This window comes from Rhodopirellula sp. UBA1907 (genome assembly GCF_002337565.1).
GTDB classification, from domain to species: Bacteria; Planctomycetota; Planctomycetia; order Pirellulales; family Pirellulaceae; genus Rhodopirellula; species Rhodopirellula europaea.
Map to the genome: position 1 here is coordinate 1 of NZ_DDGH01000092.1, position 23,837 is coordinate 23,837.

Here is a 23,837-nt window from a genome sequence, read left to right on the forward strand (position 1 = left end):
GATCAGGCACGGGGATCAGGCACAAAAAAACGGAAGCACCAGCGTGCTTCCGTTTCATGAACGTTCTTTCGATACCGATCGGAGTGATCAGTACTGTTCGCCGTTGACCTCGGCAGATGGATCAGCCGTCGAGTTCTCGGCAGCGACATCTTCAGGAGACATCTCTTCGTGACCGGTGACCACGGTGGGTTCATCTGAACCGCAACCGGTGATGGTCAGACAGCAAGCCACCAGGCCGAGCATGGCAAATCGAATCAAATTCATTTCTTTGTTCTTCAAAAGGTGTGAAACGTAGTCAGTGAAAGGTGAAGTTCGATGGATGGAGTTCATCCGATCGAACTTGAGACGAGCGATTCAGGCGAGCGACTAAAACTCGCCGATGGTTTCCTTCGCGGCGCGGCTGCCGAGAGCTCCAAACAGTCCATAGGGACTCTCTGATCCAGCCGGGTGAACAGTGTTGCCGGTGAAGACAGAGCTGCTGTCCGCATTTCCAGCGTCGATCGAATCGGTGATAAAGCGAACCGCTCCATCACCCATCAAGACGTGAGCACCACCTTGGTGACGACTGCTCGGCGACGCTTGGCCGGTCGAGTCGAATCCGCCGCCAAAGCACAACGGCGTGTTGGGGCCACGCATGGTATTGATACAGGTGAATGGCACATCGCTGCTCGCCCATCGAGCGCCACGCGATCGTGTTCCATTGTTCTCGGTGCTGATGCCAGGAATCCAAAACTGCGGGCGTTCTGGATCCAGGTCACCGTCGCAAGCATTCGCGGACCCACGTACTCCGGTGGGAAACCAGCCATTGCTGACGTTGATCAATGTTCGGGCGTCGCGGTCACCCAGGTCAGACAACAGTTCGCCTGCGGCGATCGTGTTCGAAAGACCATCCAGGATATCGCGGAACTTGTTGTTGGAACGCTGGACGAAAAAGCCGCGGCAGCTTCCCGAGACTTCTTGGATGTGTCCTTGGTTCCATGAGCCGCCGGTCAAACGCCAGATGCCCCATTCCGTCCATTTGATCGCATCGCCAATGTTGACGCCGTAGTTCGTGCGACCGAGAGCCGGCAGTCCCTGGCCTGGATCGCTCGGGCATCGGTAAGAAGGAATGTTGGTGACCCAAGGATCGTATTGAGCCACCCAAGGACCTGGGCCCATCGCCTGCCAAATTTGGTTTGGATTGGCGGGGTCTGGCATGTGCGAGTTGCTGATCTGCTCCCACAACCCTTGTTGTTCGATGAACGGCAGCAAGCCAACGAGAACGCTGAGTTTGCGCTGATTGTGACCGGGAAAGGTTTCGCTGTTGGCGTTGGTCGTCGGGAGAAACGTGCCGGTGCCCTGGATTGGCAACTGGTTGTAAGCGGAATGATAGTTGTGCATCGCCAAGCCGATTTGCTTGAAATTGTTGCTGCACGACATGCGGCGAGCTGCCTCGCGAGCCGCCTGAACAGCTGGCAGAAGCAATCCAACCAAGACACCGATAATTGCGATCACGACCAACAACTCAACCAGCGTGAATGCACGCCGACTGATAGAAACGCGTTTCATATGTTTTGCCCTAGAAGATGAGATGGAACAGAATGGCGTCGAACACGCCGTTCGGAGGATCCGCCGGACAGGGGGGCCCCAATGGCGAATACTATAAGCAAGGATGCTCAAAAAACAGTGTCCGTTGCGTGTTTGTCACTCTCTAAGCGTCGTGAAGGGCTCAGGAGAAGCCAATATGTCTCAGAAAACGGGCTTGGCGTGATTCGCTATCTCACTGACGCAAAACGCCTGAGCTGCGGCTTGACGCAAGGCGTGAGGTGTATAGATCCGGTGTCTTTGGGAGCTTTCTCCCGCTTTGAGCCGGATGACAACAGTTCTTCGCGAATTATTTTGTGCGGAATCCACCCAATTTCGTTTTCGTGACCGGCATCTTGTTGGACAGTGTCCAGCACTCAGGTCATCAACGCTGGCGCAGCTGTTCAAAGAAGACTGCGATCCAGACGGTTGGTTCGTCGGGCGTGGTCCATTCGACTCGGTGGCGCCGGTTGGCGGGGATAAGAAGATGATCGCCCGATGTCATGGTGACCAGTTCGCCGTCGTCGAAACGGAGTTTGGCTTCACCCTTGAGAACGACCACCCATTCGTCTTGTTCTTGGTCGTACCAGTTGTCCGGATCGGTGGCGTGTCCGGTTGAGACGATTCGCTCGATGCGAACCGACTCTCCTTCCGCCAACACTTCAATGTGTTCCGATGGCAACTGCGTCGGAACATCTTCGAAAAGATTCATGTCGGCGGGTTATTGTCGTTGGATTGGCTGGTGAACGATGTGGACCGAGCGTGATACCGATCTCAATTCACCTGATCATTCCAGGTGAATGATCACCAGGTCAACTGCATCGGCTGCACGCGTCTCGCCTGTTCGGGGCACCGAGAATCGGTGGTTCGGGATGACCTTTCAGGTCAACGATCCGTAGCTCGAACGTCTGTAGCTCAGCTTTTGTGCCGTTGTTGCTTTCCTCTGCTTGGACAGATGAAAGACTCAGCAGCGTGAGCAACAACAGCCCTGCGAGCGACCACCGCGTTGCAGGGAATGTCAAAGACGTCTTATCAGATTCTCTGTGTTGGGCGAAGCGTTGAGCGACAACACCGTGCTGCACGAAACCATCAACAAAATAGCACGCTGCGACCTTCTGGATAAAATCCACTTGCACTGCCTACGATATGTCGGCACAATGCCTACAGGTTGTCGTCGAAGGGGCGTTTTGCAGAACCATGGTCCGGGAGAAACGAATGACGAAATCCACACCGCCGCCGCTGACTGAATCCCAGCGGGAGGTCATGGAAATATTTTGGAAGCACGGCGAAGCGACCGTCAGTGAAGTGCGAGAGTATCTCGCCAGTCTTGGACGCCACGTTGCACGCAATACGGTCCAAACAACAATCGTGCGTTTGGAAGCCAAGGGTTGGGCAAAGCATCGTGAATGTGGCAGGGCATTTGTCTACTCCGCTGCTCAACCCAAAACGCGATCTTTGGGCGTCAAGGTCGCTCAAATGGTGGACCGATTCTTTGCGGGTTCACCGGAGGACATGGTGACGGCGTTGATTGAATACCGCGGTCTCACGGAAGAAGAGGCGACGCGAATCACGGCGATGATTGACGAAGCAGCAGGAAAAGCGAAGGAGAGTTCTCCGAAGAAGACCAAGTCAAAATCCACCCAAAAGCGAGGTCGGTGAAAATGAACTTTCCATCTTATGGTCTCAGTTGCGTGCTATTCGCCAGTCTCGTTTCTATTGTGGCGTTGACGGTCAATCGATTGATGCAAAGGTTTGCAACCGCTCGGCACGGGGTGCTTCTTTCCGCATTGGTGATGATCCTTGCCAGCCCAGCCTGGATCGCTCTGTTGCGAACGCCTCAAGTCGCTTCTCGCAACCCGTTGTCGGGGATGTTGGTCAGCGAACGCGACACGATGATGGGCGGCGAAACCAACATGCTTTTGCCGTTGCAGTTGCAAACGCCGGCCGAAACGGAAGTGCCTGATTCGATGGAGCGTCACGCAGAGTGGATGCCGAACGACGAGGCTTCGTGGGAGGAAAATGCGAAAACGTTGCAAAGCAATTTGCCCGCGACTTCACTGGCGATCGAGCCCGCGATCGCGACCGGAACGTCTGCGGAACCTGCAGTCCAAGCAAACCTGCTTAAAGATCAGATCATGCGTGCGGCTTGGTCGGTGTTTCCGTCACTGGTCGCGGTTTCGTTGGTTGGCACGCTCTTCGTGTTGATTCGTGTGTTTGTCGGCTTGGTTCGATTGCGTCAAATCCTGAGAGAATCCACTCCTGTCTCCAGCCATCGCGTGCGAGAAAGCTTCGTCGAAGCCTGCGAACGTATTGGGCTCCGACCCGATTCCGTTCGTTTGGTGGTTTCTGATCAAGTTGAGATTCCCATCGCCGCTCGATTGATCCAGTCGGTCGTCGTATTACCTCGTGAGATGGTTCAGGACGATTCGCCATCGGATTTGAGCCAAGTTCTGATTCATGAACTGGCTCATGTGAAACGCCGCGACCAGTGGATCGTGCTTCTTCAGCACCTCGCATCGGCGATCCATTGGTGGAACCCGTTGGTTCATCGTTTGAACCGATGTCTCGCAGAAGCTCGCGAAGAGATATGCGACAACTATGTGCTCGAGAATTGCGATGCGCCGAGCTATTGCCGGACGCTATTGCAAATCACCCAGCGTCAACGTCAAACGATGGTTCCCCTTGGAGCGGTCGGCTTGTTCACCTCGCGATGGAAGCTCGAACAACGAATTCAATCGCTGTTGAACGCGAACCGAAATCGGGCAACGGCAATGTCTTGGAAAGGTCGTTCGCTAATCGGGCTTGGAGTTCTATTGGTGTTGGCTATGGGTAGCCAATTGGCGATCCCGGTCGAGGCGGTTGAGCCTCAAGTCACGGGCTCCAGCGAATCCCCGGCCGAGACTCCCGTCGTCACCCAGCCGAACGAGGATAGCGAAGAGCGGTTGCAAAGTTCGGCTGTTGCGGGAACCGTCAAAGATGAATTCGGCCAGCCCATTGAAAGTGCAAAGGTGGTTGCCTTCTACCAACTGAGCGAGCAGCGTGAAGTGGTGAGCTCGGTGGATGCGTCGGATGCGGAGGGGCGTTTCGAATTCACTGACATTCCACTCACCAACCCAAATTTGAAATCACTGGCCATCTATTCCTGCGCGAGCGGCTATGCAATTCAATCGCGACTTATTTATCGCAGCTTGTTCTCGCCTCCATTGAATGCTGATTTGCTCGATCTGAACTTCGAACTGGAGCCAGAGGCAATCGGAATAGTCGATGTGGTCGACGAAGACGGGCAACCGGTGGCTGGGGCTGTCCTGACTCAATTGCAGTCGAAAGGCGAAACATTGACCAGTCTGTATCTGTACCGCGATGTCTGGGAGCAGCTTGGTTTGTCCGTTCCAACGTCAAACGCAAATGGTCGTATGGAAATCCCTTCCATTTCGCCAGGCCGGATTTATGACGTTCAGCTCGTGCATCCCGAATTTGCCAAAACGCCGATTTGGGAAACTCCTCTTTCGGAAACACCTTTGACCGCCGTGATTGAGAAGGGGAATCCGGTCAAGTTTGTCGTCACGAGTCCCACGGACTCAGACAAGGTCGATCAGGCGAAGATCGAAGTGGTGGTCAATGAGATCGGTGGCGTGTTCATGGTCATTTGTGATGTCCCCGAAGACGGGATCGTTGAGACGCGACTGCGTGATGCCAACTCGAACATCTCGATCAAGCACCCAACGCTCGTCAGCCGGTCCTGGTATTTTTACCGAAAAAACAAGCCTACGATGGAGTTCTCGCTTCATCGCACGGGGACGGTTCGAGGACGAGTGGTTGATGCGGAGACGGGCAATGGAGTTGGACAAATGTCGGTCACTTTTGGCGGCAATCATCGGCAGTTGCACCTCCTTCGCACCGATGAGGAAGGCTACTACGAAGGTGAGGTTGCGGAAGGCGAGTACTCGGTGAAAATCGAAGATATTCAGGGACAGTGGAAAGCGACGGAGGACGATCGGCGGGAAATCCATGTTGCGGCGAATGAGACGGTTCAAATGAAAACGTTCACCGCGAACCGGTCTGCTCCGATTCAGGGGCGAGTGTTACTTGAGTCAGGCGAGCCCGTTGCGAATGCCATCGTGCTTCAGGGTTCTCGGCAAATGCCCATCCTGACTGATGCCGACGGAACGTTTGCTGTCGTTCGTGGTTCGCGAAGGAATCAGGTGGTCTATGCGATTCATCCGACTAAAAAACTGTCTCGTGTGACGATTTTGCCGAACGAGGCGATTCATCTCAATATGGTGCTGGCACCCGAAGGAAGCTTGAAGGGCGTTGTCATCGACTCGGACGGCAACGCTTTGGTGGATGTTCCGGCTTCGCTGAAAATCCAGGTGTCATCGCGTTCAAATCGTGGGAGCGACATGTCGACGACCATACGGACCAAGCAAACCGACCAAGAGGGTGCCGTCCGTTTTGATGGTCTGATTGAAGGAGCCCACTACGCTCTCGAGGCAAATGGCAAATTCAGATCGAGCTTTGGTGAACGGTTGCGGCAAACCAGTCGGTCGTTTGACGTTGCCGCGGCCCCCTGGGAAGTCGTTGAGCTCAAAGTCCACTCCGCTTTGGAAACTGAGCTCAATGAACTAGCCCGGTATCGACAGGCTCCGGAGATGATCCAGCCACTGAGGGCAACGAATTGGTTGAACGGCGATCCGGTCGATGTTGTATCAGGGGAAGCGGACTTTCGTCTGATTGTGTTCGGACGATCGAAACACAGTTTCGAAGAAGCGAATCTGGTGCACCAGTTTTATGGTGATCAAGGGGTTCAAGTCGTTGGCGTCGTCGGGAACAGAATCTCAGGACCTGAAAGCAGAGCCGCATGGGCGGGAGAGCTTCAAATCCCAATTGCGGTCGATGACGGCAACGCCAAGATGTTTTCTCGGTATGGAGTCGATTCAAACGGCAGTGTCCTGCTGTACGGAGCAGATGGACAGTTCATCGAACGGATCAATCGAGGAAGAGACCTACTTTGGATCATGAGAAATCACGTTTTGTACCGGGATTGATCAAATCAGAAAATCTCATCGTTCTCGCTCGAAAACAGGCGTGCGTGTACGATGCGATCATGACTGACAGCGCTCTTCCTCCCAACCAGCAGCTTGTTCGTGGTGATCGTTGGCCCATTGTTGGGGAACGACATCCGGGCGATGTCGATTCTCCTTGGTTGCTGGAGATTTGTGGCTGCGTCGCGAATCCGTTGACGTTTCCCCTCGATGAGATTCGAGCGATGCCGCAGGTGACTCGGCAAATCGATGTTCACTGCGTGACGCGTTGGTCGAAGCCGGCGATGTCGTTCACTGGCGTTCGTCTTCGAGATCTGCTGCACGATTCAGAGACACCGATCTGGACCGACGAGGCGAACTTCGTTTCGTTTGTCGCACGGAGTGAACGAAATCATTCGACCTCGTTACCGCTCAGCGAAGTGCGGGAACTCGATCCGATCATCGCTTTGCAGGCCGAGGGGAAACCATTGGCGACGGAGAACGGCGGACCGATGCGGATGGTGGTTCCTGGCAAGTACTTTTACAAGAGCGTGAAGTGGATCCGCCGGATCGAGTTCTTGAAAGAAGAGCGTCTGGGGTACTGGGAATCCGAGGCCGGCTACCACAACGGTGCGGACCCCTGGCGTGAGCAACGCTACATGGCACCGACGTTGACCAAGCAAGCCGCGTTGCGAGTGATCGAATCACGCGATTTTCGTGGCCAAGACCTTCGGGGTATCAATGCGTCGCATCGGGACTTGGCGGATTTGCAAGCGTCCGATGCCCTGCTTCGAGACGCCGATTTCCGGTCCTGCAATTTGCAGCGAGCCAACTTTCGCGGCGCGAATCTATCCAACTCCAAATTGCAACGAGCTGACCTGCAGGCTGCCAACTTCACCGACGCCGATCTCGAAGGAGCAGACTTGTCCGGGGCTGACCTGCGAGGCTGCGATATTCGTGGCGCATTACTCTTCGGAGCCACCTTCTTTCAGTCCGACGCGAACGGACTAGGCAGCTTGAGTGCCGTGATCGATCGATCCACTCAAGTCGATCTCGCATCCTTGGAAGCTTTGGTAGACGAACAAAAATCATTTGTTCGCAAGGCGATCGAGGCGTAGACCGCCAGAGTTCAGAGTTCTAGAGACCTGAAAGATGTGGCATATGCTTCTAGCCTGTGATTGGCAACAAGGGCAATTGCATTGCAATATGTCTGCGGTACCCAGTCAACAACCTCTTCGTTCAGGAAAGATTGATCCAAGTTGCTACCGCACTTGAACGAAACGGTGTGGTAAGGCGAAATCGCGTCGTGTGCCATCTTTGATGCCCAGGCAAAGTATGGTCTTCCTGTGCTCTGGCTGTTTGTACGTTCGTTACTGTACTTGAGAGCAAGTAGCACCTCGCCACGATTGATTAAGGGGCGATGCCACTTCATCCGTTCCTATGTGCATGCGATGTGAAGGATTTGTTTGGGTTGTGTGCATTCAGGCCCAAGGTTTCTGCCTCAAAAGATCCATGAACCAGCACTTGGCTTGATGAGCAGTGGCCATCGCCGTGTGAAGTGCGAACGCTCTTTCCAAAGAATATTTGCAGGGGCTCGATGGCATCGCTATGATGCTCAAACTGTGCTGTTCGAAGCTTAAGGAAACAACCTCGAGGACCGGGATCAAAGAATGAGTTTAGACGCAACGATTGCGAACGAGAATTCCGCTACGGTTTCTCAGTATCCATGTCCCTATTGCCATGAGCGAACGCTGGAAGCGGTCGCATCCGCACCCTATGTCCGCGGATTCATCATCGTCATGATGTTTGGCTCAAAGTCATTCACCGGCTGCGTGCCCTGTGTGCGTCAGAAGATCTTTGGTGAGGCGGGCATGTCGATGCTGTTGGGATGGTTCAGCCCAAAGTCTTTGATCATCAACCCGTTTCTGATTCTTTACAACCTGATTCGCGCAGTCTTTGTCGGTGCAAACCCCAAGGCAGTGGAAAAGAAACTGACTCAGTTGGGGCTGCCTGGAACGCCCAATCTGATCGACATCCAAGCGGTCGGGGTTGCTTTGGCGGCTTCCATGATTTTGGCGGACGGTGAAGTGGATGAAGCAGAAGTGTTGGCGGCTGAGAAGTCTGGTGATGAAGTGTTTGAAGGGTTTGACGAGGCTCGTCTTCGAATGATTCTGCAGCATGGCAAAGACTTGCCGTCCGCCGACGACTTGGCTGGGATGCTCCGCGATGTTCTGGATCAAGAAAGCAAGGCCAAGGTGATGGAGTTCTTGTCAGAGATTGCCATGGCAGACGGCAGGGTCGCGAAGGAAGAACGAGAGATGTTGCAACGAGTGGCGGCAGGCCTTGGAGTGAACTCACCCATCAATTGATGCGGCGTGCGTCGGAGTATTCGTTTCGCAACGAAGACGTTTTCGACGGTTGATCATGCCCGAATTTGAAAGAGACAATCCGATTGTCTCCACAACTGGAAACGGCAGCGTCACGTGGTGGAATCAGTTGACTGCGCAAGTTGTCTGCCGCCTAACGGAAACGCCAGAGGCCTGAGAACCCATTGCACCGAATCATCGGGCGGTGTTTGCGCAAGTGATTTGATGCAAATGGACTTTGGTTTCGAAGATCTCCTCCTCGGTTCTCGCCGTTTGGAATTGCACTCTTCGAAGAGTGTTTGAGAACTGACCACCGTTTTCCGATTGCATTGCGAGTGTGCGAACAGCCAGCTGGGTCAAAGATACAATCGATGTATGCCTATCACGCCGATTGGAATCCAATGCGTGCGCGGAATCGAGTGCCGAAAGGTTCTGTGATTTGAATCTGAAACAAACTGTTGAGACAACCGACACGAAAGCTGGACTTGCGTTTGACTTGACCATGCAGGCTTTGATCCTGGTTTCCCTCGTTGACTTTTCGATTGAGACGTTGCCTGGATTGTCGAGTGATGCTCGCAAACTGTTGTGGTTGATCGAGACTGCAACCGTGGTCGCGTTTACGGTCGAGTATCTGTTGCGATTGTTCGTCGCCGACCGAAAGATTGGTTTTGCCACCAGCTTTTTCGGCGTGATTGACCTGCTTGCAATCCTGCCATTTTATCTTTCGCTTGGCTTTGATCTGCGATCGGTGCGAGCATTCAGGTTGCTTCGACTGTTTCGAATTCTCAAGCTCGCAAGATACAACGCTGCGGTGCGGCGATTCCACCGAGCCTTGCTTATCGCATGGGAAGAGCTTGTTCTATTTGGAATCGTTGCAGTGATCGTTCTCTATCTTGCAGCAGTGGGAATCTATCACTTTGAAAATGAAGCTCAGCCAGATGCCTTCGCGTCGGTTTTTCACTCGCTTTGGTGGGCAGTCGCGACGCTCACGACGGTTGGCTACGGAGACATTTATCCTGTGACCGTTGGCGGCCGTGTTTTTACTTTCGTGGTGTTGATCGTAGGACTTGGCGTTGTGTCGATTCCCGCCGGGCTCATCGCGTCAGCGCTGTCGAAGGCAAGGGAAGCTGACGAATTAGTCGGTCGATGAGTCTCGGAACAAGCCACCCGGGACATCATCATCGCAATCGTTGAAAGTCGATCTTCTTGATGCGGGTTGTTCTCGGTTACGATGGATGCACCCTCAACAAGGGAGAACCAGATGGCAGACGAAATTTCGATCGACGACGCCCGAGGGCATCTGAAAGACCTGATCGCAGGTCTGGCTCCGGGTGCGGAGTTGGTGATTACCGATGACGACAAACCGGTCGCTAAATTGGTCTCCGAGCAAAAGAAGCCAGCCGAGTTTCGTAAACCTGGGCTAGGCAAAGGCATGATCTCGATCATCAGCGATGATGACACACACCTAGACGATTTCGCCGAGTACATGCGGTGAGAGTCTTGCTCGACACTCACACATTGTTCTGGTTCATCGAAGGCGATGTGAAACTGAGCAACGCAGCGGCCGCAGTGATCGGCGAGCCAAGGCGAGAGGTAGACGCGAGGTCGTAGCGACGGTGGAGGCATCCGTGGGCAATAGAAAGGCCGGCCAAGTGCTATTCGGTGTCCGCGCCTTCGGGTTCAACATTGCCGTCGTACGCGTTGACTGACTCAAGAATTTGCTTTTCGAAGTCGTAGATCGATTCCAGTTGATCGATCGGATTGCGAGTCTCGTTCTTATCGGTATCGAATGTTCCGATGTATTTCTGGCCGCTATTGAAGTGCAGCCGGCAAATCGGTTTTCGGTTGTTGTCGTCTAGCAAAACGCCGCAGTAGCTTTTGGTATCTCGCATCACGACTCTTTTGATCGGGATGTGCTTGGCGAGGATGGCACGGACGATGTGGAATCCTTCGATCTCTTCCGCTGTCGTTACGATTCCGTCGACTTGAAGTTCCCGCTCATTCTCAGAAGCGGAGGTTTGGATGTCGGAATCGACACCTTGCAACGCCGATTTGAGACGGTTGCTCAGGCGATCGTTGATGAAATCCCTGAACGCGGATTTTACTAGGGGTCTGAATTGATCGCACACCGTAGCCGTGAACCGACCATCGTAAATTTTGGAGGTCAAATGCTTCACGAGTTCGTCGCTTGGCGATTCCACCTCGGTCGCCAAGACCGCACCAAGCTGCTGGGTGAATTTGAGCTCCGTCGCATTGGCGAGAATGTTCTCAAGGTTGAAAACTGATTTTCCAAACTTACTAAGTTCGGCAACATCGCGCGCATCAAAGTCGTTGAGATCGAATTTGAAGAATGCCTTGGAGTCCATTTTGTTAGGCGAATCCAGGTCCGTGTAAAACCAAAGCTGTTGGCCGTTGGTTAACACAGCGAACCTGGCTGCTGTCACGCCAAAGTAGCGATAGAGTTGTGAGGCATGTTTGAAATCGAGTTTGGTGTTGATTCCTTTGCACTCGATCAAAATGGTTGGTTCGCCGCCAACGACGATCGCGTAGTCCACTTTCTCCCCTTTCTTTACGCCAACGTCTGCGGTGAACTCGGGGATGACCTCGGTAGGGTCGAAGACGTTGTAACCTAGAGCGTTAATGATCGGCATGATCACTGCATTCTTCGTTGCCTCTTCGGTCCCAAGCAATTCTCGTTGTGATTCGAGTCGGGAAGCAAGTCTGGTCAAAGTGTCGAAGAGTTCCATGCCCGTTCGCTCCAAGGTGGACTATTGAGATGCGGTTATGCGCAAATCAGAGTGTAGCAATTTGAGCGTAGGTGTCCTACAGGCCACCAAGTAGAGAGGTGGCTAATCTGTGAAGATTTCTGTTTCGATTGGCATGTCGCCGTTCGGTGTCTGCCACTGAGCAAACTGTCACATAGGCGGTAGGCGTTCCTTGCCTTGACGAAGCCTGCACGCTGGAGCAAGGCGTTTGTTTCGAGTTGCAAATGGCATGCAAGCGCGTGTAGAGCCGGGCGAGGTGTGGGGTGGTTATCCATCCGAAGGTGACGCAAGGAGATACGTATACTCAAGCTCCGATCGGATTCCAATCCTCGCGTGCCATCGCTTGGGCGCTCGGCGACGGAACAAACTGATGCACGCTATGGGTGACGAATGACGCTTCAGCTCGGCGATGCCAACGCTACCTTTCTCGCGACATACATATCGCGTGTAGCAGATACTGACTCAATCGTTTGAAGCAGACTTGCCGGCCCTTTGGCGCGCGATCAATGGATCGCAAAGAATGGCTGGCCGTGTTCCTTCTTTGATTGAAGGGCGAAGAAGTGTTAGCAAATTCGTTTCGGCATGCCTACGAAAAAAGCCGCGTCAGCGGGTGGCTGGACGCGGCTTTTCGGAAGTACACCCCACTGGATTCGAACCAGTAACCTTCGGTTTCGTAGACCGATGCTCTATCCAATTGAGCTAGGGGTGCTTCTTCTAATTCGTCACACGCGAGTCGCTTTCGCGTCGCTTGCGAGGGCGTGAAAATATCGGCTGGTCTGGTTTCTCGCAAGGGGGAATGACCAACTTTCAGTTCCTGGGGACCTCGATTCCGCGAATCATGGCCCGCAATTCCTCATCAACGCTGCGACCCTCAATTTCGGCCTCCGCCGTCAATGAGACTCGGTGCCGCAAAACAGGCAAAATGATCTCCATCACGTCGTCGGGAACCGCGAAATCGCGGCCGGAAAACGCGGCGATCGTGCGGGCGGATTGCATCAATGCAATCCCGGCTCGCGGCGACGCACCAATGTGGAAGGCTGGCCATGTTCGGGTGGATCGAATCAATGCGTTGATGTACTCCACCAAGCGATCTTCGACGCGAACTTGGCTGCACGTCGAGATGACTTTTTGAACGATCTCCGGATTAGTGATCGGTTGAATCTCGTCTTCGAGTCGCTGGCCGAAGTCAACCTGCATCGAATGCATTTTCAGGATCTCGGCTTCTTCGGTGGCCGACGGGTAGTCGACCATCAGCTTGAACATGAACCGATCCAGCTGAGCCTCGGGCAAGTTGTAGGTGCCTTCGCTTTCCAGCGGGTTCTGTGTTGCGAGAACCAAAAACGGTTTCGGAACCGGGTGGCTGGTTCCGTCAATCGTGACGCGATATTCCTGCATGATCTCGAGCAACGCCGCGTGTGTCTTCGCCGGTGATCGGTTGATCTCATCGGCCAGCAACAACTGCGTGAACACGGGACCGGCGCGGAATCGAAATTCGCTGGTCTGCATGTCGAAGACGGGGGCACCGGTGATGTCCGATGGCATCAAGTCAGCGGTGAACTGGATACGTCCGAATTCGCAACCCAGGATTCGACCGAGTGTTCGTACGAAGAGTGTTTTGCCCAGTCCCGGGACCGATTCGATCAGGACGTGGCCACCGGAGAACAATGCGGTCAACGTGCCGAGCACCAGCTCGTCTTGTCCGACGTACAGCTTGGCCACTTCGGCTTGGATCAATTCGAAGAGCTCTTTGATCTTCGCGAATTCTGGCGAGACCGGAGGCGCGGATGGTTCTTCGACTTCCGGAACGGTGATGTGCGAAGCCGGGGTCGCGGGCGCGGACATCTCAGGCGGCGACGGCGGAGAGCCCTGCGGATGGTTTGCAGCGTCGTCGGCGCCAGGGTTCCCGGGACCGGAGTTGTCTTCGGGCAAAATCGGTGGCAAGGAAGAATCGTTCAAGGCGACTTCTCAGCGGGTTCGTTAGGAACTGGCGGGTCAAGTGACGTTGTAGCAACTGGTGACTCCGAAGCAGTAGGAGGCACGTCGGAGGTGTCGGGCGAATTGGGCTCGCCCTCCGTCTTTGCGATCGGTGGAGCGTTCGTGTTTTGAGGTGGCTCGGGTGGTGCCTTTGGGACGACAAAAAGATCTGGTTCGCCGCGAACGACTCGCATGTAATGGTTGATCTTCTCTTTGGCGAAGTTCATTCCGCCCGCGCGACGCATCAAAATCGCCATCGCACTGAGGTGGTTTCCAAAATGAGTTGATCGATGATAGACGACTTGGCGTGCGCGGCCAAAAGTTGGCAGCAGCATCAGGCACATCACCACGCCCAAAAACAAAGCGTGCAGCGTGACGAGGCTGATCGGCCACGTTGTCAGCATCTCCATGCCGGTCTGTGCCGGGGCACCCGGTTCGGCATCGGAGATTTGAACGTAGTCGTGGTCGCTGGTCATGAAGCCGAAGCTCACCCGTTCGTCGGCTCCAACTTCCGCGTTGGACAGAATCTCCTGACGGATCTGTTTTGCCAATTCGATCGCGGGTTCGTCCGTCATCGCGAAGTTGGTCAGCATTCCGCCGCTGGCGACGACCAACACGCGAGAATCTTTCCACTTCGGATGGGTGATTCGGGCGAAGGTGGTGATGCCGTTGTGCTCGTCCAACGTTTCAAACAATTGCGACGGGCGACTGTTCTGTTTTGAATCGTCTTGTTCGTCGTTTGTTTCTTCGGCCGAATCAGATGATTCCGTCGGCTCGTCGACAGCGGTTTCGTCCAATTCGCTTTCTTCCCCTTCGCTATCTTCCCCTTCGACGATTGTCGCGTCGTTGGGCTTCGCGGCCGTCACAACCAATCCGCCGGGGGTCACAACGCTGGCGGTTTTGTCGCGTTTCGGATCGAAATCGTGCAGGTCGTAGGAGACGACTCGGCGATCATCGATGTTCTGACGTGCGGGCAATCCTCGAGCGGTGAACAGTTTGCCAACGATGATGTCGTCGCGGCGGACGTCCTCGAGCAAACGCAAGTTGATCTGCTGAGCGAGACGGCGACGGTATTCCAACCGTTGCTCGGGAGGTGCCAAATTCGATGCCTCGCGCCAATAGGCTTCCGTGCTGCCCTCGTCGGGAACGATGAAGACAACCGTGCGGTTACCGCTTCGCAACCACTTTGTCATCCAATCCGAGACGTCGCCCGGATTGATAGGCGGCCATGCGGTTGGCACCCAAACGATGGCATCGTGCTGGTAAGCCCGTGACGACAACCGCGTCAGGTTGCGAGAGCGAAGCTCAGCGTCCTCCCAATCTTCGCCCAGTTCGGCACGTTCCGTTTCGTCAAGTTTCTCGGTGAGCGTATCGCGGAATGCGCCGAAGCCATTGAGACTTTCGTTGCCGATCGTGCCGTCGGTTTTGCCGTACTTGGTGTACAGATCGCTGCATCCGGAGGTAAGCAGAACGCAAAGCAACAGCAACCAACAGGCAGCCTTGCAAGCGACTGGCCCTGACGATGCGGAGCGGTCGCGTGCAGCATCGGAGGAGGCGATGTGGGAGTCGAAGAAAGATCCAATTCGGGTGGCGGTGATCATGCTGCCCCCGTTTTGCGAACGGAGTCGGCGGCTTGGATGCTCTGTTCCAAGACCGCGTTGGTTTCCCAAAGACGCTGGAATTCGGCTTGCGAGATTTCGTGCCGGCCAAAGTAGGCTCGTTCAAACGCCGACACCGTTTGCTGCAAACGGTTCCCCGCATCGGGTTGTGACCGCTTTGTCTCACGGACATAGCGACTGTTCGTCTTCCCGCGAGCCAACCGCAACCAGTGGACTCGGTCGAGCAACAGCAATTGGTGTCCGTACAGGTAGATCACCGCTTCGTTGTACTGGCCAGCCTGCATCAACCGTTCGGCTTGGGCACGCGGGTTGACGCTGGTGTCACGCAATGCCTCGGGCAGGTGTTCCATGCGTTGTCGGGTTTGACGGTCCAGTTGTTCGCCGGTCAGCAATGATTGTTCGACGTTGCCGGGAGTGAAGTCAAAATCGCTGTTGCTAAACACCCACGCCAGCAGCGACACCAATCCGATTAGCAGTGCGGCGAGCATGAGCCAGCCGAACAATCGAGCGATTGTCAATCCGGTGGTTGGTGTGGTTGCGGGAGCAGCGGGAGTCGCTTTGGCTTTGTTGGTGGAGACCCCTGTCCAGCGGCTGTTTCGATTGTCAGTGTCGGTTTGTTGGTCGGAGACTTTCACCGGAATGAGTTCTCCCGCATCCTCGTCAAACCAAATTGAACCTGACACCGGCGAATCGACGGACTCGGCCGCCGCGGGCTGGGCCGCGAATGTTTGGTGGGTCAAAGGTTGCAGTGAGATGCTGCTGAACACGACGCATGCGACGATGCATATCCAATTCGTTTGTGCTGGCGTCGAAAGGAGACGGATCGAATGCAAGATAGGCGATGCGTATGGGCGGGATTGGTTCCGCGAGATTCGGCGATGGATCATGGGCGAACCTCGACTTCGATCGCGGTTTCGTTTGCTTCGGGTTCGTTGTCGGAAACCAATAGGGCTTCTAAAGTATCAGCAGCTGGCGTCGGTGATGCCGCGGGTTTGTTGGGTGTGGATGGTTGGCTCAGTCCACTCCGGCGTAAAGATGCGGCCTGGGCGTTCATGGCGTCTTCGCCGAATTGACGAATGGCTTCGGCGCGGATGGCCAATTCCACTTCCCATCCTTCCAAGCGAATTCGAGCGTCCAGGTATCCCAGCAGGCGAACGACCACACTGAAAGCGGCCACCGTCCACAAAGCCAGAGGAATGAATACCATCATGGCGAGCAAATCCGTGGACCAATTCGATGTCGCGATTCCACGAACCCAAATCAGCGAGTAGTAGACCGAACACACCAAAACGAAAGAGGTTCCCGCGACGGTCAAAAAGCGCCCGCCCAGCTCGCTGGCCATCGGTGTGTGCAATCCCTTGGAACGTCGAGAGAGCGTGATAACATGCTGAGATTTCGAACGAAGCGGGCAGCGTTCCAGCACAATCATCTCAGGAACAAACGGGCGATTGCTTCGAACGACCGCCGCAAGAATCACAATCAACCATGGCAACATAAAATCGATGAAGACATCGGCGTCGGTTCCAATTCGAAAAATCAGCAGCAGCGTGGTTGGAATCGCGAGTCGTTTGACGCCCAGCACCCACAGCAGCGGCCATCGAAGCTTCCAGACTTCCGCGAAAGTGTGCCGCAGGGTTGGCTTTTGTTCAAAGACGGCTTGGCCTAAATAGTACGTCGAGAAAGCACCGGCCAAGGGCGTTTGCAACACGACCAGCACCATCATCCAGCTGACGTAACGGATCAAATCTGACGCGGAGTCATCGGTGAAGAATTCGTCGGCGGCGATTTGCAGCGGCAGGAATGACAGCAAGACAGCATTGATGACAATCCACGGCAGTGCTCCGGCAAAGAACGCACGTGTCACCGCGACCGGGTAGCGGCGGATCATCAGCAGAGCCAGGTCGCCGATTTCCGAAAGCGAGCGGACTCGGATGGCGATGTGAGTGCGATCAAGCTGCACGGACGCTCGAGCTCCCGCCACCACTTGGGTCGGCTTGCAGGTTGGGATCGGAATCGTCGGGCGGACCGAGATCATTCATGATCGTGTCGAGCGTTTGACGCACCGTTCGATGGTCGCGGTTGCCCGGGAAGCCGAGAACCACGAAGTAGAAACTGATCATGCTGGACGACATCACCGACCAAGCGGCTTTGAACGTGTACGCCAGTGGGCTTGGTGAGATGAATCCTTCTGTGAAGGCCGCAAGCACAAACAGTGTCGCCGCGGCCGAAATCACCGGCACCGCTTTAACCGCTGATCGGCGGACCGAATCAATGCGGCTGAGTCCACCGGTTGTGAAAAGCCCCATGCCCAAACGCAATCCCGCGGCGGCGGACAACGCGATCGCGGTCAGCTCGAACGGGCCGTGAGCGGTGACAAATTCAAAGAAGTTGTCGCGACTGGAGACATCTTCGCGGGCCATGTAGCCAAACACCGTTCCCAGCGTCACGGCGTTGCTGGACAAAATGTACAGGCACGGAACGATCAGGATTCCGTAGGCGAAACACTTCAGCCCGATCCCGGTGTTGTGCATGATGTAGAAGCTGGACATGGTGATGTAATGGTCCAGACTTCCCTGCAGGTCCATTTCGTACATCTCTTCCATCGATTGCAAACCGGCTTCGCCGACGACAACGTTGGCAAAATTGGGGAAGAGTGTTTGTTGGTATCCCAGGTACATCGACAACGCGAACAGACCAAAGAACACCAGCGTGGCGACTCGCACGCAGTTGTCGCCGTAGATTTCTTTCGGTGCGACACGAAAGATCATGTCAAACCAACCGGTCGGTTCAAATTTGCCCGCTCGATAAAGCTGGTTGTGCGAACGCGCGACCAGTCGGTGAAGGTAGGTCACCGTGGCGGGAGGCAATTGGTACGCGTCGGCCAATGCCAAGTCCGCACATGCGCCGCGATACAGCGTTGCAAAACGAACGATCCCGGCGGCACCTTTGTATTGTGGCCCCGCTTTGTCCGTTCGTCCTCGAACTTCCATCGCCTCGCAAAGACGTTCCAATTCGCCCCAGTTCGATCGTCGTTTGTCGAGCAGTTTGGCGATGTTCATGCGAGCGATTATAGCGAACGAAACCGATTCGGGGGTGTGGTCAGGTTCTCAGCCACCGATGGCATGCATCGCGCGTTCGGGAGGGCGGAAATCATCCGAATCAATGCCGTGAGCGGCGTGTTTCTCGCCCACGCATTGTAGAATCTTTTGAATCAATTTGTCGTCGTCGCACCCACTTCGCATCGCATCGCGAAGCGGCGTTTCGGATTGCGAGAACAAACAATTTCGCAGCCCACCATCGGCGGTCAATCTCAAACGGTTGCAATCCCCACAAAACGGCCGGGTCACGGAGCGAATGATTCCGATCGTGCCTTCTCGCCCATCACACGATAGCGTGAAGGTTTCCGCGGGAGCCGATGGATTTTCGCGACCCGTCGGCGTGATGTTTCCAAACGCTTCGGAAAGCAGTTCCAGGCAAGCGTCTCCGGAAAGCACGTCTTTGGATTTCCAAGCCCGGTCGCTGTCCAGCGGCATGAATTCAATGAATCGAAGCGTGACGCCTTTTCCAACCGCGAAACGGACCAAGCCAACCAGTTCGGATTCGCTGAGGCCACGAATCGCGAGCGCATTGAGTTTGATCGATTCGAATCCCGCCTCGATCGCCGCGTCGATTCCGTCGATGACTCGGTCGACACCGGGACGTCGAGTGATTTTGGCAAACGTGGCTTCATCAAGCGTGTCGAGAGAAATGTTGAGCCGTTTCAAACCCGCCGCTTGCAGATCCGCTGCGTGCTGTCGGAGCAACATCCCGTTCGTGGTCATCGACAGGTCTTCTAGTCCATCGATCTGGGCCAGCATTCGAATCAGGTCGACGCAGTCGCGGCGTACCAAGGGTTCGCCGCCGGTGATTCGGATGTCTCGCACACCGCAACGCCCAACCAGCAATCCCGCCAAACGTTCGATTTCTTCGAACGTCAACACACCACTGCGAGGCAGAAACTCCGCGTCGTGTTCAGGCATGCAGTAAAAACAACGGATGTTGCAACGATCCGTGATACTGATGCGAAGACTGTCGTGGCGTCGACCAAAGCGATCGACCAATGCAATGGGATCGGTCATGTTGGTAGGGTAACCGGCCCGGATCGATGACGCGATGCGGACGAAAAACGAAGCGGTGAGCGTTTCCACTCGAACTCATTCGCGCAAATCAGGCCAGAGCGAATCCGACCAGCGAGATACGAAATTCGATGAGCAACGATTGGGACGACGATTCGTGGCAGTCGAGCTACGACGATGAGATGGATGAGGATGCGGTCGAAGGCGAAGAGTACTCGGTCGACTGGGACGATGAGGAGTACGACGATTTTCTCGCTCGCGAATTTCCGGATTCGACCAATCGCAAAGATTGGGCGGGTGGTCGCCCGCTTTGGCACGTGACCGTGTGGGTGGTGCTGGCGGTTTTCGTCGGTGGTTTTCTGCTGATGCTGTTTTGAATAACGCTGGATGAACGAGTGTTCGCTTCGCCCGCGTGCAAATTCACTCGGGATCGGGAAGCAATCGCAAGCGGATGGTTCGCGTGACCCACATCATCCCAGCCAGAACCGGCGGCATGACGATCGCCATCCAAAGCAACACGTCGCCCATCAGCAGCAGCGTCGTTCGAAAGCGAGCGTTGTAGACGTCGTCCCAGAACCAAACGACCAGCAAAGTGCCCACGCACAAATACGGACCGTACGGCGTTCGCGGATCGCGGTTGATGACGAAGACCACCATCACAATCAGCAGTCCGGCGATTGGAGAAAGGAAGAATGTCAGGATGCTGCCTTGCCATCCGATCACCGCACCGATCATGGCCATCAACGTGACATCCCCGAATCCCATCGCTTCCATTTGGACCGCCCATCCGCAGACCAATCGCACGATCCAGATGATTCCGCCACCAACGGCCAGCCCCGTGAGCGACGTCATCATGCCCATCCAACCGATCGGGCTGCTCAGATAGACCGATACAATCGCGAGGGAACCGATCAGCCACATCGCAATCAGAATTTTCGAGGCTGGGTTTCGTTTCAAACCAAACCAAAAGTATGCCCAGGCTTTTGACCATCCACGCCTCAGGTAAAAACGTCGGTCAGCCAAGGCAAAGCACCAGACCGCCCAGATCAGCAGTCCGGTGAACAAACCGTTCGTGCTGCTCCAAAACGGAGACAAACCGTACGGGTGATTGGCCAAGGTCGGTGCAATTCCTTCCACGGAGTTCGATACCACGGTGCCGGGCAGGAATGCGAACGGCGTGATCGTTCCAACAAGGATGGCGAAGATCGTTCCCGGGATGGTCAACGAATCGGGAATGGTGCGTTCATCGAAGTCGATGAAGGTGGCGGCGACCAACCAAACCAGAAACGCTGCGTGCAGAAAGAACAACAACGCCATCCAGTCGGTGCACGCGGCAATCGTGGCCGGTAAAACTCCCGCGGGCAGCAACTGACCACCCAAATACGCTTGATGCATCAACGGCAGTACTGCTGCCAGTGACAGTTCAATCAAGATCGGGCGAACCCAGAACCAACGACCGAACATCTCTGACTCCCGCCGTAAACGCAGCCATCCGATCACCGGGATGCGGTCCATCCAAGTCCGTGCCGGAAGTGCGTCCGAGATCGTTTTGAATTTGGGCAACAGCGGCCAGCGTTCTCGATTGACCCAGGGGGAAATCGGACGTGGGTACCAACACCAAGTCGGAATGATGTGATTGGCGATCGCGCCGCCGAGGATTCCCAGCAGTGCCAGCACCACTGTTTGCGTGGTCGTCGAAAGTGCCAGCCAGGCCGCCAATCCGCCCGCCAACCAATCGGGTGTGATCTCCCCCAGCATGCCATACGCCTGCGCAATCTGAAAATCGGGCTGCGACGCAATCAGTCGCGGTGCCATCGAATCAACGACAGGTGCGGGAAAGGTCGAATCAATCATGCGGACTTTGTCGTCAGTTGTGGGAAGCAGCACACAAAACGTGGACCTGCGCAGAGGTTAGAAGGTTTTCAAAGATTTTTCACGCCCACGTCCATTTTCAAAGCTAGGTTTCCGTTAGAGGTCCTCCTTGAGAACCCATTCCCACGCATTTCAATGGCCCGATCGTTCCTGGGCCAAAACTTCACTGGCCGTCAACGCCTTTGGTCTTCGTAACATGAATCCTGTCAATCACACCTCCAAACGCACGCGTTCCGGCTTTTCCAAAGCTGGCACGGCGCGATCGGGAGGTCGCCTGAATCAACCTCGTCGCGGAACCGCGACGGCGGAGATCGCGTTTTGCCTGCCCGTGTTGCTGACATTCACATTTGCGACGGTCGATCTTTGCTCGATCTTTTTCTTGAAAGAAACCGTCGCCATCGCGGCCTACGAAGGTGCCCGGCGCGGCATCAACCGTGGTGGTACCGACGACGCTGTGCGAGCTCGCGTGGCTGAAATTTTGGACGAACGAGGTGTTCAGTACGAGGGCAACTCGGTGACGTTCGAGAACAGCACGTTTAGCGCAGCGGACACGTTGGAACACGTCACCATCGTGGTCACGGTCCCCGCCGCGGGCAACTTGTATGCTCCCGCGGGTTTGTACAACGACTTGCAGATCTCGCATCGAATCACGATGCGTAAAGAATTTAAGAATCAAGAGTAGGCATCGCCCCAATGATCCGATCAACCAGAGCCTCCGCCGCCCACACGCCATCGCGACCATGTCGAGTCCCGGCACGTCGTGCTGCGAAACGTGATGGAGCGACGTTGGTGGAATTCGCCATCGTTTGCAACGTGTTGTTGCTGACCATTTTCATGTGCATGGAATTGGCTCGGATGAACATGGCTCGCAACTTGGCGCAAGACGCCGCCTACTACGCGGCTCGAACCGCGATTGTCCCCGGTGCAACGGCTGACGAAGCGATCGCGGAAGCCGAGACCATCATGGAATCGTTGTTCGCCAATGGCTACGAAGTCGAATGCACACCGATCAATGATGATACCGAGGAAGTCACCGTCACGGTGAGTTTGAGCCTCGACGATGTGGCTCTGTTCGCACCGATGTTCCTGGGCAACGTCGAACTGACGTCATCGGCCACGATGCAAACCGAACGATACAACGGCTTCTTCCGAGCCACCAACTAACCAATGAATCCGGTCCGGGGGGACCTTATTCGCTTTCCTTTCCAATGTTTTTTTTTGGAGTTCCATCGATGTTTGTTTCCCCCGCTCCCGTGCGATTTGCATTGACCCAGCGCGACGATTCTCGTCGTGGTGGTATCACTGTGCTGATGGCATTCGTGTTGCCGATGCTGGCGTTGCTGGCTGCTTTCTGTATCAACTTGGCTCAAATGCAGCTGGTGAAAACCGAGCTCGCAATCGCAACCGACGCCGCTGCTCGGGCTGGCGGTCGTGCGTTCAGCGAAGAGCAAACCGTCGAAGCTGCAAAAACGGCTGCGCGTTTGACAGCCGCCATGAACGAGGTGGCCGGTGAACCTTATCAACTGGATACCGACGACGCCGCCAACGAATTCGAATTCGGTGTCTCGGCTCAGACCGATGGCAACACCGGGCGTTTCTACTTCACCAAGGTGCCAACATCCGACGTTGCCGCCAACTTGGTCGCCGTCAGTTCCGTTCGCATCAATGGCAAACGCACCGACGATTCGTTGCTCGGGCCCGTTCCGTTCATCTTCCCAAACACCTTTTCGATTGGTGACTTCAGCCCAGTCGCTTCGGCGACGGCGATGCAAGTCGACCGTGACATCAGCTTGGTTCTCGACCGCAGCGGTTCGATGGACTGGAAGACTTATGATTGGCCTGACGACGCTGACCCATGGGGCGAAGACAGCTTGGTTTCAGCAGAAGACGCTGGCATTGTCGATTTGGAATGGAGATACCGAAACGGTCGGCCTCAATACATTCGCCGAGTTTCCTACAACCGTGGTTACGACGAATACGATTTGTACGATCACGCCTGGGAAGAAGTCTTCGGACTTGGGCCTGCTCCAAACACGCCATGGGAAGATTTGGTGTTGGCCGTTGATGCCTTCTTACGAGTTCTCGATCAAACACCTCAAAACGAACAAGTCTCGATCGCCAGCTACAACAGCCATGGCACGTTGGATTGTTGGTTGCTGGATGACTTTGACTCGGTTCGTGCCGCTGTCGCACAATTGGGGCCCAACGGCTCAACCGGTATCGGCAACGGAATGAACTCGGGCAAGACCGCTTTCACTCATGAAAACGCTCGGCCGTATGCTTCTAAAACGATGGTTGTGATGACCGATGGAAATCACAACTACGGAACGGAGCCCAATACCGTTGCTCAACAGATGATGAGTTCATCCAACTTGAATATTCAAACGGTCACCTTTGGTGGCGGTGCTGATCAAGAAACGATGCAGGAAGTCGCCGTGACCGGACTGGGACGGCATTACCATGCTGACTCGGGTGATGAATTGGTCAGTGCGTTCGAAGAGATTGCCAACAACCTGCCAACGATCCTGACCAACTGAGCTTT

The 23,837-nt window shown here is 55.1% G+C and carries 21 protein-coding genes and 1 tRNA gene; 10 read left to right on the plus strand and 12 right to left on the minus strand.

Annotation, left to right across the window (positions count from 1 at the left end; translation table 11 throughout):
- Positions 1-87: 87 nt before the first annotated feature.
- From B2R17_RS20910 to B2R17_RS20920, 3 genes are all read right to left on the minus strand, one after another.
- Positions 88-264: a hypothetical protein gene (locus B2R17_RS20910; protein ID WP_286765503.1), complete on the minus strand. Its 177-nt coding sequence runs from the start codon at positions 262-264 to the stop codon at positions 88-90.
- Between the two features lie 102 nt (positions 265-366).
- A complete protein-coding gene (locus B2R17_RS20915) occupies positions 367-1,548 on the minus strand; it encodes a DUF1559 domain-containing protein (protein ID WP_286765504.1) in 1,182 nt (393 codons plus the stop codon).
- 400 nt (positions 1,549-1,948) lie between these two features.
- The gene (locus B2R17_RS20920; protein ID WP_286765505.1) at positions 1,949-2,275 is read right to left on the minus strand and encodes a cupin domain-containing protein; all 327 of its coding nucleotides are present in this window, start codon (positions 2,273-2,275) and stop codon (positions 1,949-1,951) included.
- Positions 2,276-2,778: 503 nt separating this feature from the next.
- On the opposite strand from B2R17_RS20920, the gene B2R17_RS20925 reads away from it, so the two are divergent.
- The 6 genes from B2R17_RS20925 to B2R17_RS20950 all read left to right on the plus strand — a co-directional run bounded on the left by B2R17_RS20925 (position 2,779) and on the right by B2R17_RS20950 (position 10,445).
- On the plus strand, positions 2,779-3,222 hold the full coding sequence (locus tag B2R17_RS20925; RefSeq protein WP_286765506.1) for a BlaI/MecI/CopY family transcriptional regulator: 444 nt from the start codon (positions 2,779-2,781) through the stop codon (positions 3,220-3,222).
- A gap of 2 nt (positions 3,223-3,224) precedes the next feature.
- Complete coding sequence (locus tag B2R17_RS20930) at positions 3,225-6,608, plus strand: M56 family metallopeptidase (RefSeq protein ID WP_286765507.1); 3,384 nt, start codon at positions 3,225-3,227, stop codon at positions 6,606-6,608.
- Positions 6,609-6,667: 59 nt separating this feature from the next.
- Positions 6,668-7,702: a molybdopterin-dependent oxidoreductase gene (locus tag B2R17_RS20935; RefSeq protein ID WP_414707385.1), complete on the plus strand. Its 1,035-nt coding sequence runs from the start codon at positions 6,668-6,670 to the stop codon at positions 7,700-7,702.
- Between the two features lie 552 nt (positions 7,703-8,254).
- Positions 8,255-8,953 carry a TerB family tellurite resistance protein gene (locus B2R17_RS20940; protein WP_286765509.1) on the plus strand — a complete coding sequence of 233 codons (699 nt, stop codon included), beginning with the start codon at positions 8,255-8,257 and terminating at the stop codon, positions 8,951-8,953.
- A 436-nt stretch (positions 8,954-9,389) separates the two neighbouring features.
- Complete coding sequence (locus B2R17_RS20945) at positions 9,390-10,100, plus strand: ion transporter (protein WP_037253884.1); 711 nt, start codon at positions 9,390-9,392, stop codon at positions 10,098-10,100.
- A gap of 111 nt (positions 10,101-10,211) precedes the next feature.
- Positions 10,212-10,445 carry a type II toxin-antitoxin system Phd/YefM family antitoxin gene (locus B2R17_RS20950; protein ID WP_286765510.1) on the plus strand — a complete coding sequence of 78 codons (234 nt, stop codon included), beginning with the start codon at positions 10,212-10,214 and terminating at the stop codon, positions 10,443-10,445.
- 160 nt (positions 10,446-10,605) lie between these two features.
- Here the strand turns inward: B2R17_RS20950 and B2R17_RS20955 are convergent, their stop codons facing one another.
- From B2R17_RS20955 to moaA, 8 genes are all read right to left on the minus strand, one after another.
- A complete protein-coding gene (locus B2R17_RS20955; RefSeq protein WP_286765511.1) occupies positions 10,606-11,697 on the minus strand; it encodes a type I restriction endonuclease in 1,092 nt (363 codons plus the stop codon).
- 653 nt (positions 11,698-12,350) lie between these two features.
- A tRNA-Arg gene (locus B2R17_RS20960) sits at positions 12,351-12,424 on the minus strand.
- A 98-nt stretch (positions 12,425-12,522) separates the two neighbouring features.
- Positions 12,523-13,671: an AAA family ATPase gene (locus B2R17_RS20965; RefSeq protein ID WP_286765512.1), complete on the minus strand. Its 1,149-nt coding sequence runs from the start codon at positions 13,669-13,671 to the stop codon at positions 12,523-12,525.
- Positions 13,668-15,290, minus strand: coding sequence for a hypothetical protein (locus B2R17_RS20970; protein WP_286765513.1), 1,623 nt, complete (start codon positions 15,288-15,290; stop codon positions 13,668-13,670). Before B2R17_RS20970 ends, B2R17_RS20965 begins: the two co-directional genes overlap by 4 nt.
- Entirely contained in the window at positions 15,287-16,195 is a 909-nt protein-coding gene (locus tag B2R17_RS20975) for a DUF4129 domain-containing protein (protein ID WP_286765514.1), read from the minus strand. The genes B2R17_RS20970 and B2R17_RS20975 overlap by 4 nt, the downstream gene beginning before the upstream one ends.
- The gene (locus tag B2R17_RS20980; protein WP_286765515.1) at positions 16,192-17,268 is read right to left on the minus strand and encodes a hypothetical protein; all 1,077 of its coding nucleotides are present in this window, start codon (positions 17,266-17,268) and stop codon (positions 16,192-16,194) included. The genes B2R17_RS20975 and B2R17_RS20980 overlap by 4 nt, the downstream gene beginning before the upstream one ends.
- Entirely contained in the window at positions 17,258-18,367 is a 1,110-nt protein-coding gene (locus tag B2R17_RS20985; RefSeq protein WP_286765516.1) for a stage II sporulation protein M, read from the minus strand. Before B2R17_RS20985 ends, B2R17_RS20980 begins: the two co-directional genes overlap by 11 nt.
- 48 nt (positions 18,368-18,415) lie before the next feature.
- Positions 18,416-19,495: a GTP 3',8-cyclase MoaA gene (moaA, locus tag B2R17_RS20990; protein WP_286765517.1), complete on the minus strand. Its 1,080-nt coding sequence runs from the start codon at positions 19,493-19,495 to the stop codon at positions 18,416-18,418.
- A 59-nt stretch (positions 19,496-19,554) separates the two neighbouring features.
- Between moaA and B2R17_RS20995 the strand changes: the two genes are divergently transcribed.
- Entirely contained in the window at positions 19,555-19,800 is a 246-nt protein-coding gene (locus tag B2R17_RS20995) for a hypothetical protein (RefSeq protein WP_286765518.1), read from the plus strand.
- Positions 19,801-19,843: 43 nt separating this feature from the next.
- Here B2R17_RS20995 and B2R17_RS21000 read toward each other — a convergent pair whose 3' ends face one another.
- On the minus strand, positions 19,844-21,310 hold the full coding sequence (locus B2R17_RS21000) for a prepilin peptidase (RefSeq protein WP_414707386.1): 1,467 nt from the start codon (positions 21,308-21,310) through the stop codon (positions 19,844-19,846).
- A 181-nt stretch (positions 21,311-21,491) separates the two neighbouring features.
- Between B2R17_RS21000 and B2R17_RS21005 the strand changes: the two genes are divergently transcribed.
- From B2R17_RS21005 to B2R17_RS21015, 3 genes are all read left to right on the plus strand, one after another.
- On the plus strand, positions 21,492-21,977 hold the full coding sequence (locus tag B2R17_RS21005) for a TadE/TadG family type IV pilus assembly protein (RefSeq protein WP_286765520.1): 486 nt from the start codon (positions 21,492-21,494) through the stop codon (positions 21,975-21,977).
- Between the two features lie 107 nt (positions 21,978-22,084).
- Positions 22,085-22,459: a TadE/TadG family type IV pilus assembly protein gene (locus B2R17_RS21010; RefSeq protein WP_286765521.1), complete on the plus strand. Its 375-nt coding sequence runs from the start codon at positions 22,085-22,087 to the stop codon at positions 22,457-22,459.
- A gap of 44 nt (positions 22,460-22,503) precedes the next feature.
- Positions 22,504-23,832: a vWA domain-containing protein gene (locus B2R17_RS21015; RefSeq protein ID WP_339888827.1), complete on the plus strand. Its 1,329-nt coding sequence runs from the start codon at positions 22,504-22,506 to the stop codon at positions 23,830-23,832.
- Positions 23,833-23,837 lie beyond the last annotated feature (5 nt).

Coding starts and splice junctions, on each gene's coding strand:
- B2R17_RS20910 (WP_286765503.1), bottom strand. CDS start 264: ATGAATTTGATTCGATTTGCCATGCTCGGCCTGGTGGCTTGCTGTCTG.
- B2R17_RS20915 (WP_286765504.1), bottom strand. CDS start 1,548: ATGAAACGCGTTTCTATCAGTCGGCGTGCATTCACGCTGGTTGAGTTG.
- B2R17_RS20920 (WP_286765505.1), bottom strand. CDS start 2,275: ATGAATCTTTTCGAAGATGTTCCGACGCAGTTGCCATCGGAACACATT.
- B2R17_RS20925 (WP_286765506.1), top strand. CDS start 2,779: ATGACGAAATCCACACCGCCGCCGCTGACTGAATCCCAGCGGGAGGTC.
- B2R17_RS20930 (WP_286765507.1), top strand. CDS start 3,225: ATGAACTTTCCATCTTATGGTCTCAGTTGCGTGCTATTCGCCAGTCTC.
- B2R17_RS20935 (WP_414707385.1), top strand. CDS start 6,668: ATGACTGACAGCGCTCTTCCTCCCAACCAGCAGCTTGTTCGTGGTGAT.
- B2R17_RS20940 (WP_286765509.1), top strand. CDS start 8,255: ATGAGTTTAGACGCAACGATTGCGAACGAGAATTCCGCTACGGTTTCT.
- B2R17_RS20950 (WP_286765510.1), top strand. CDS start 10,212: ATGGCAGACGAAATTTCGATCGACGACGCCCGAGGGCATCTGAAAGAC.
- B2R17_RS20955 (WP_286765511.1), bottom strand. CDS start 11,697: ATGGAACTCTTCGACACTTTGACCAGACTTGCTTCCCGACTCGAATCA.
- B2R17_RS20970 (WP_286765513.1), bottom strand. CDS start 15,290: ATGATCACCGCCACCCGAATTGGATCTTTCTTCGACTCCCACATCGCC.
- B2R17_RS20975 (WP_286765514.1), bottom strand. CDS start 16,195: ATGATCCATCGCCGAATCTCGCGGAACCAATCCCGCCCATACGCATCG.
- B2R17_RS20985 (WP_286765516.1), bottom strand. CDS start 18,367: ATGAACATCGCCAAACTGCTCGACAAACGACGATCGAACTGGGGCGAA.
- B2R17_RS20995 (WP_286765518.1), top strand. CDS start 19,555: ATGAGCAACGATTGGGACGACGATTCGTGGCAGTCGAGCTACGACGAT.
- B2R17_RS21005 (WP_286765520.1), top strand. CDS start 21,492: ATGAATCCTGTCAATCACACCTCCAAACGCACGCGTTCCGGCTTTTCC.
- B2R17_RS21015 (WP_339888827.1), top strand. CDS start 22,504: ATGTTTTTTTTTGGAGTTCCATCGATGTTTGTTTCCCCCGCTCCCGTG.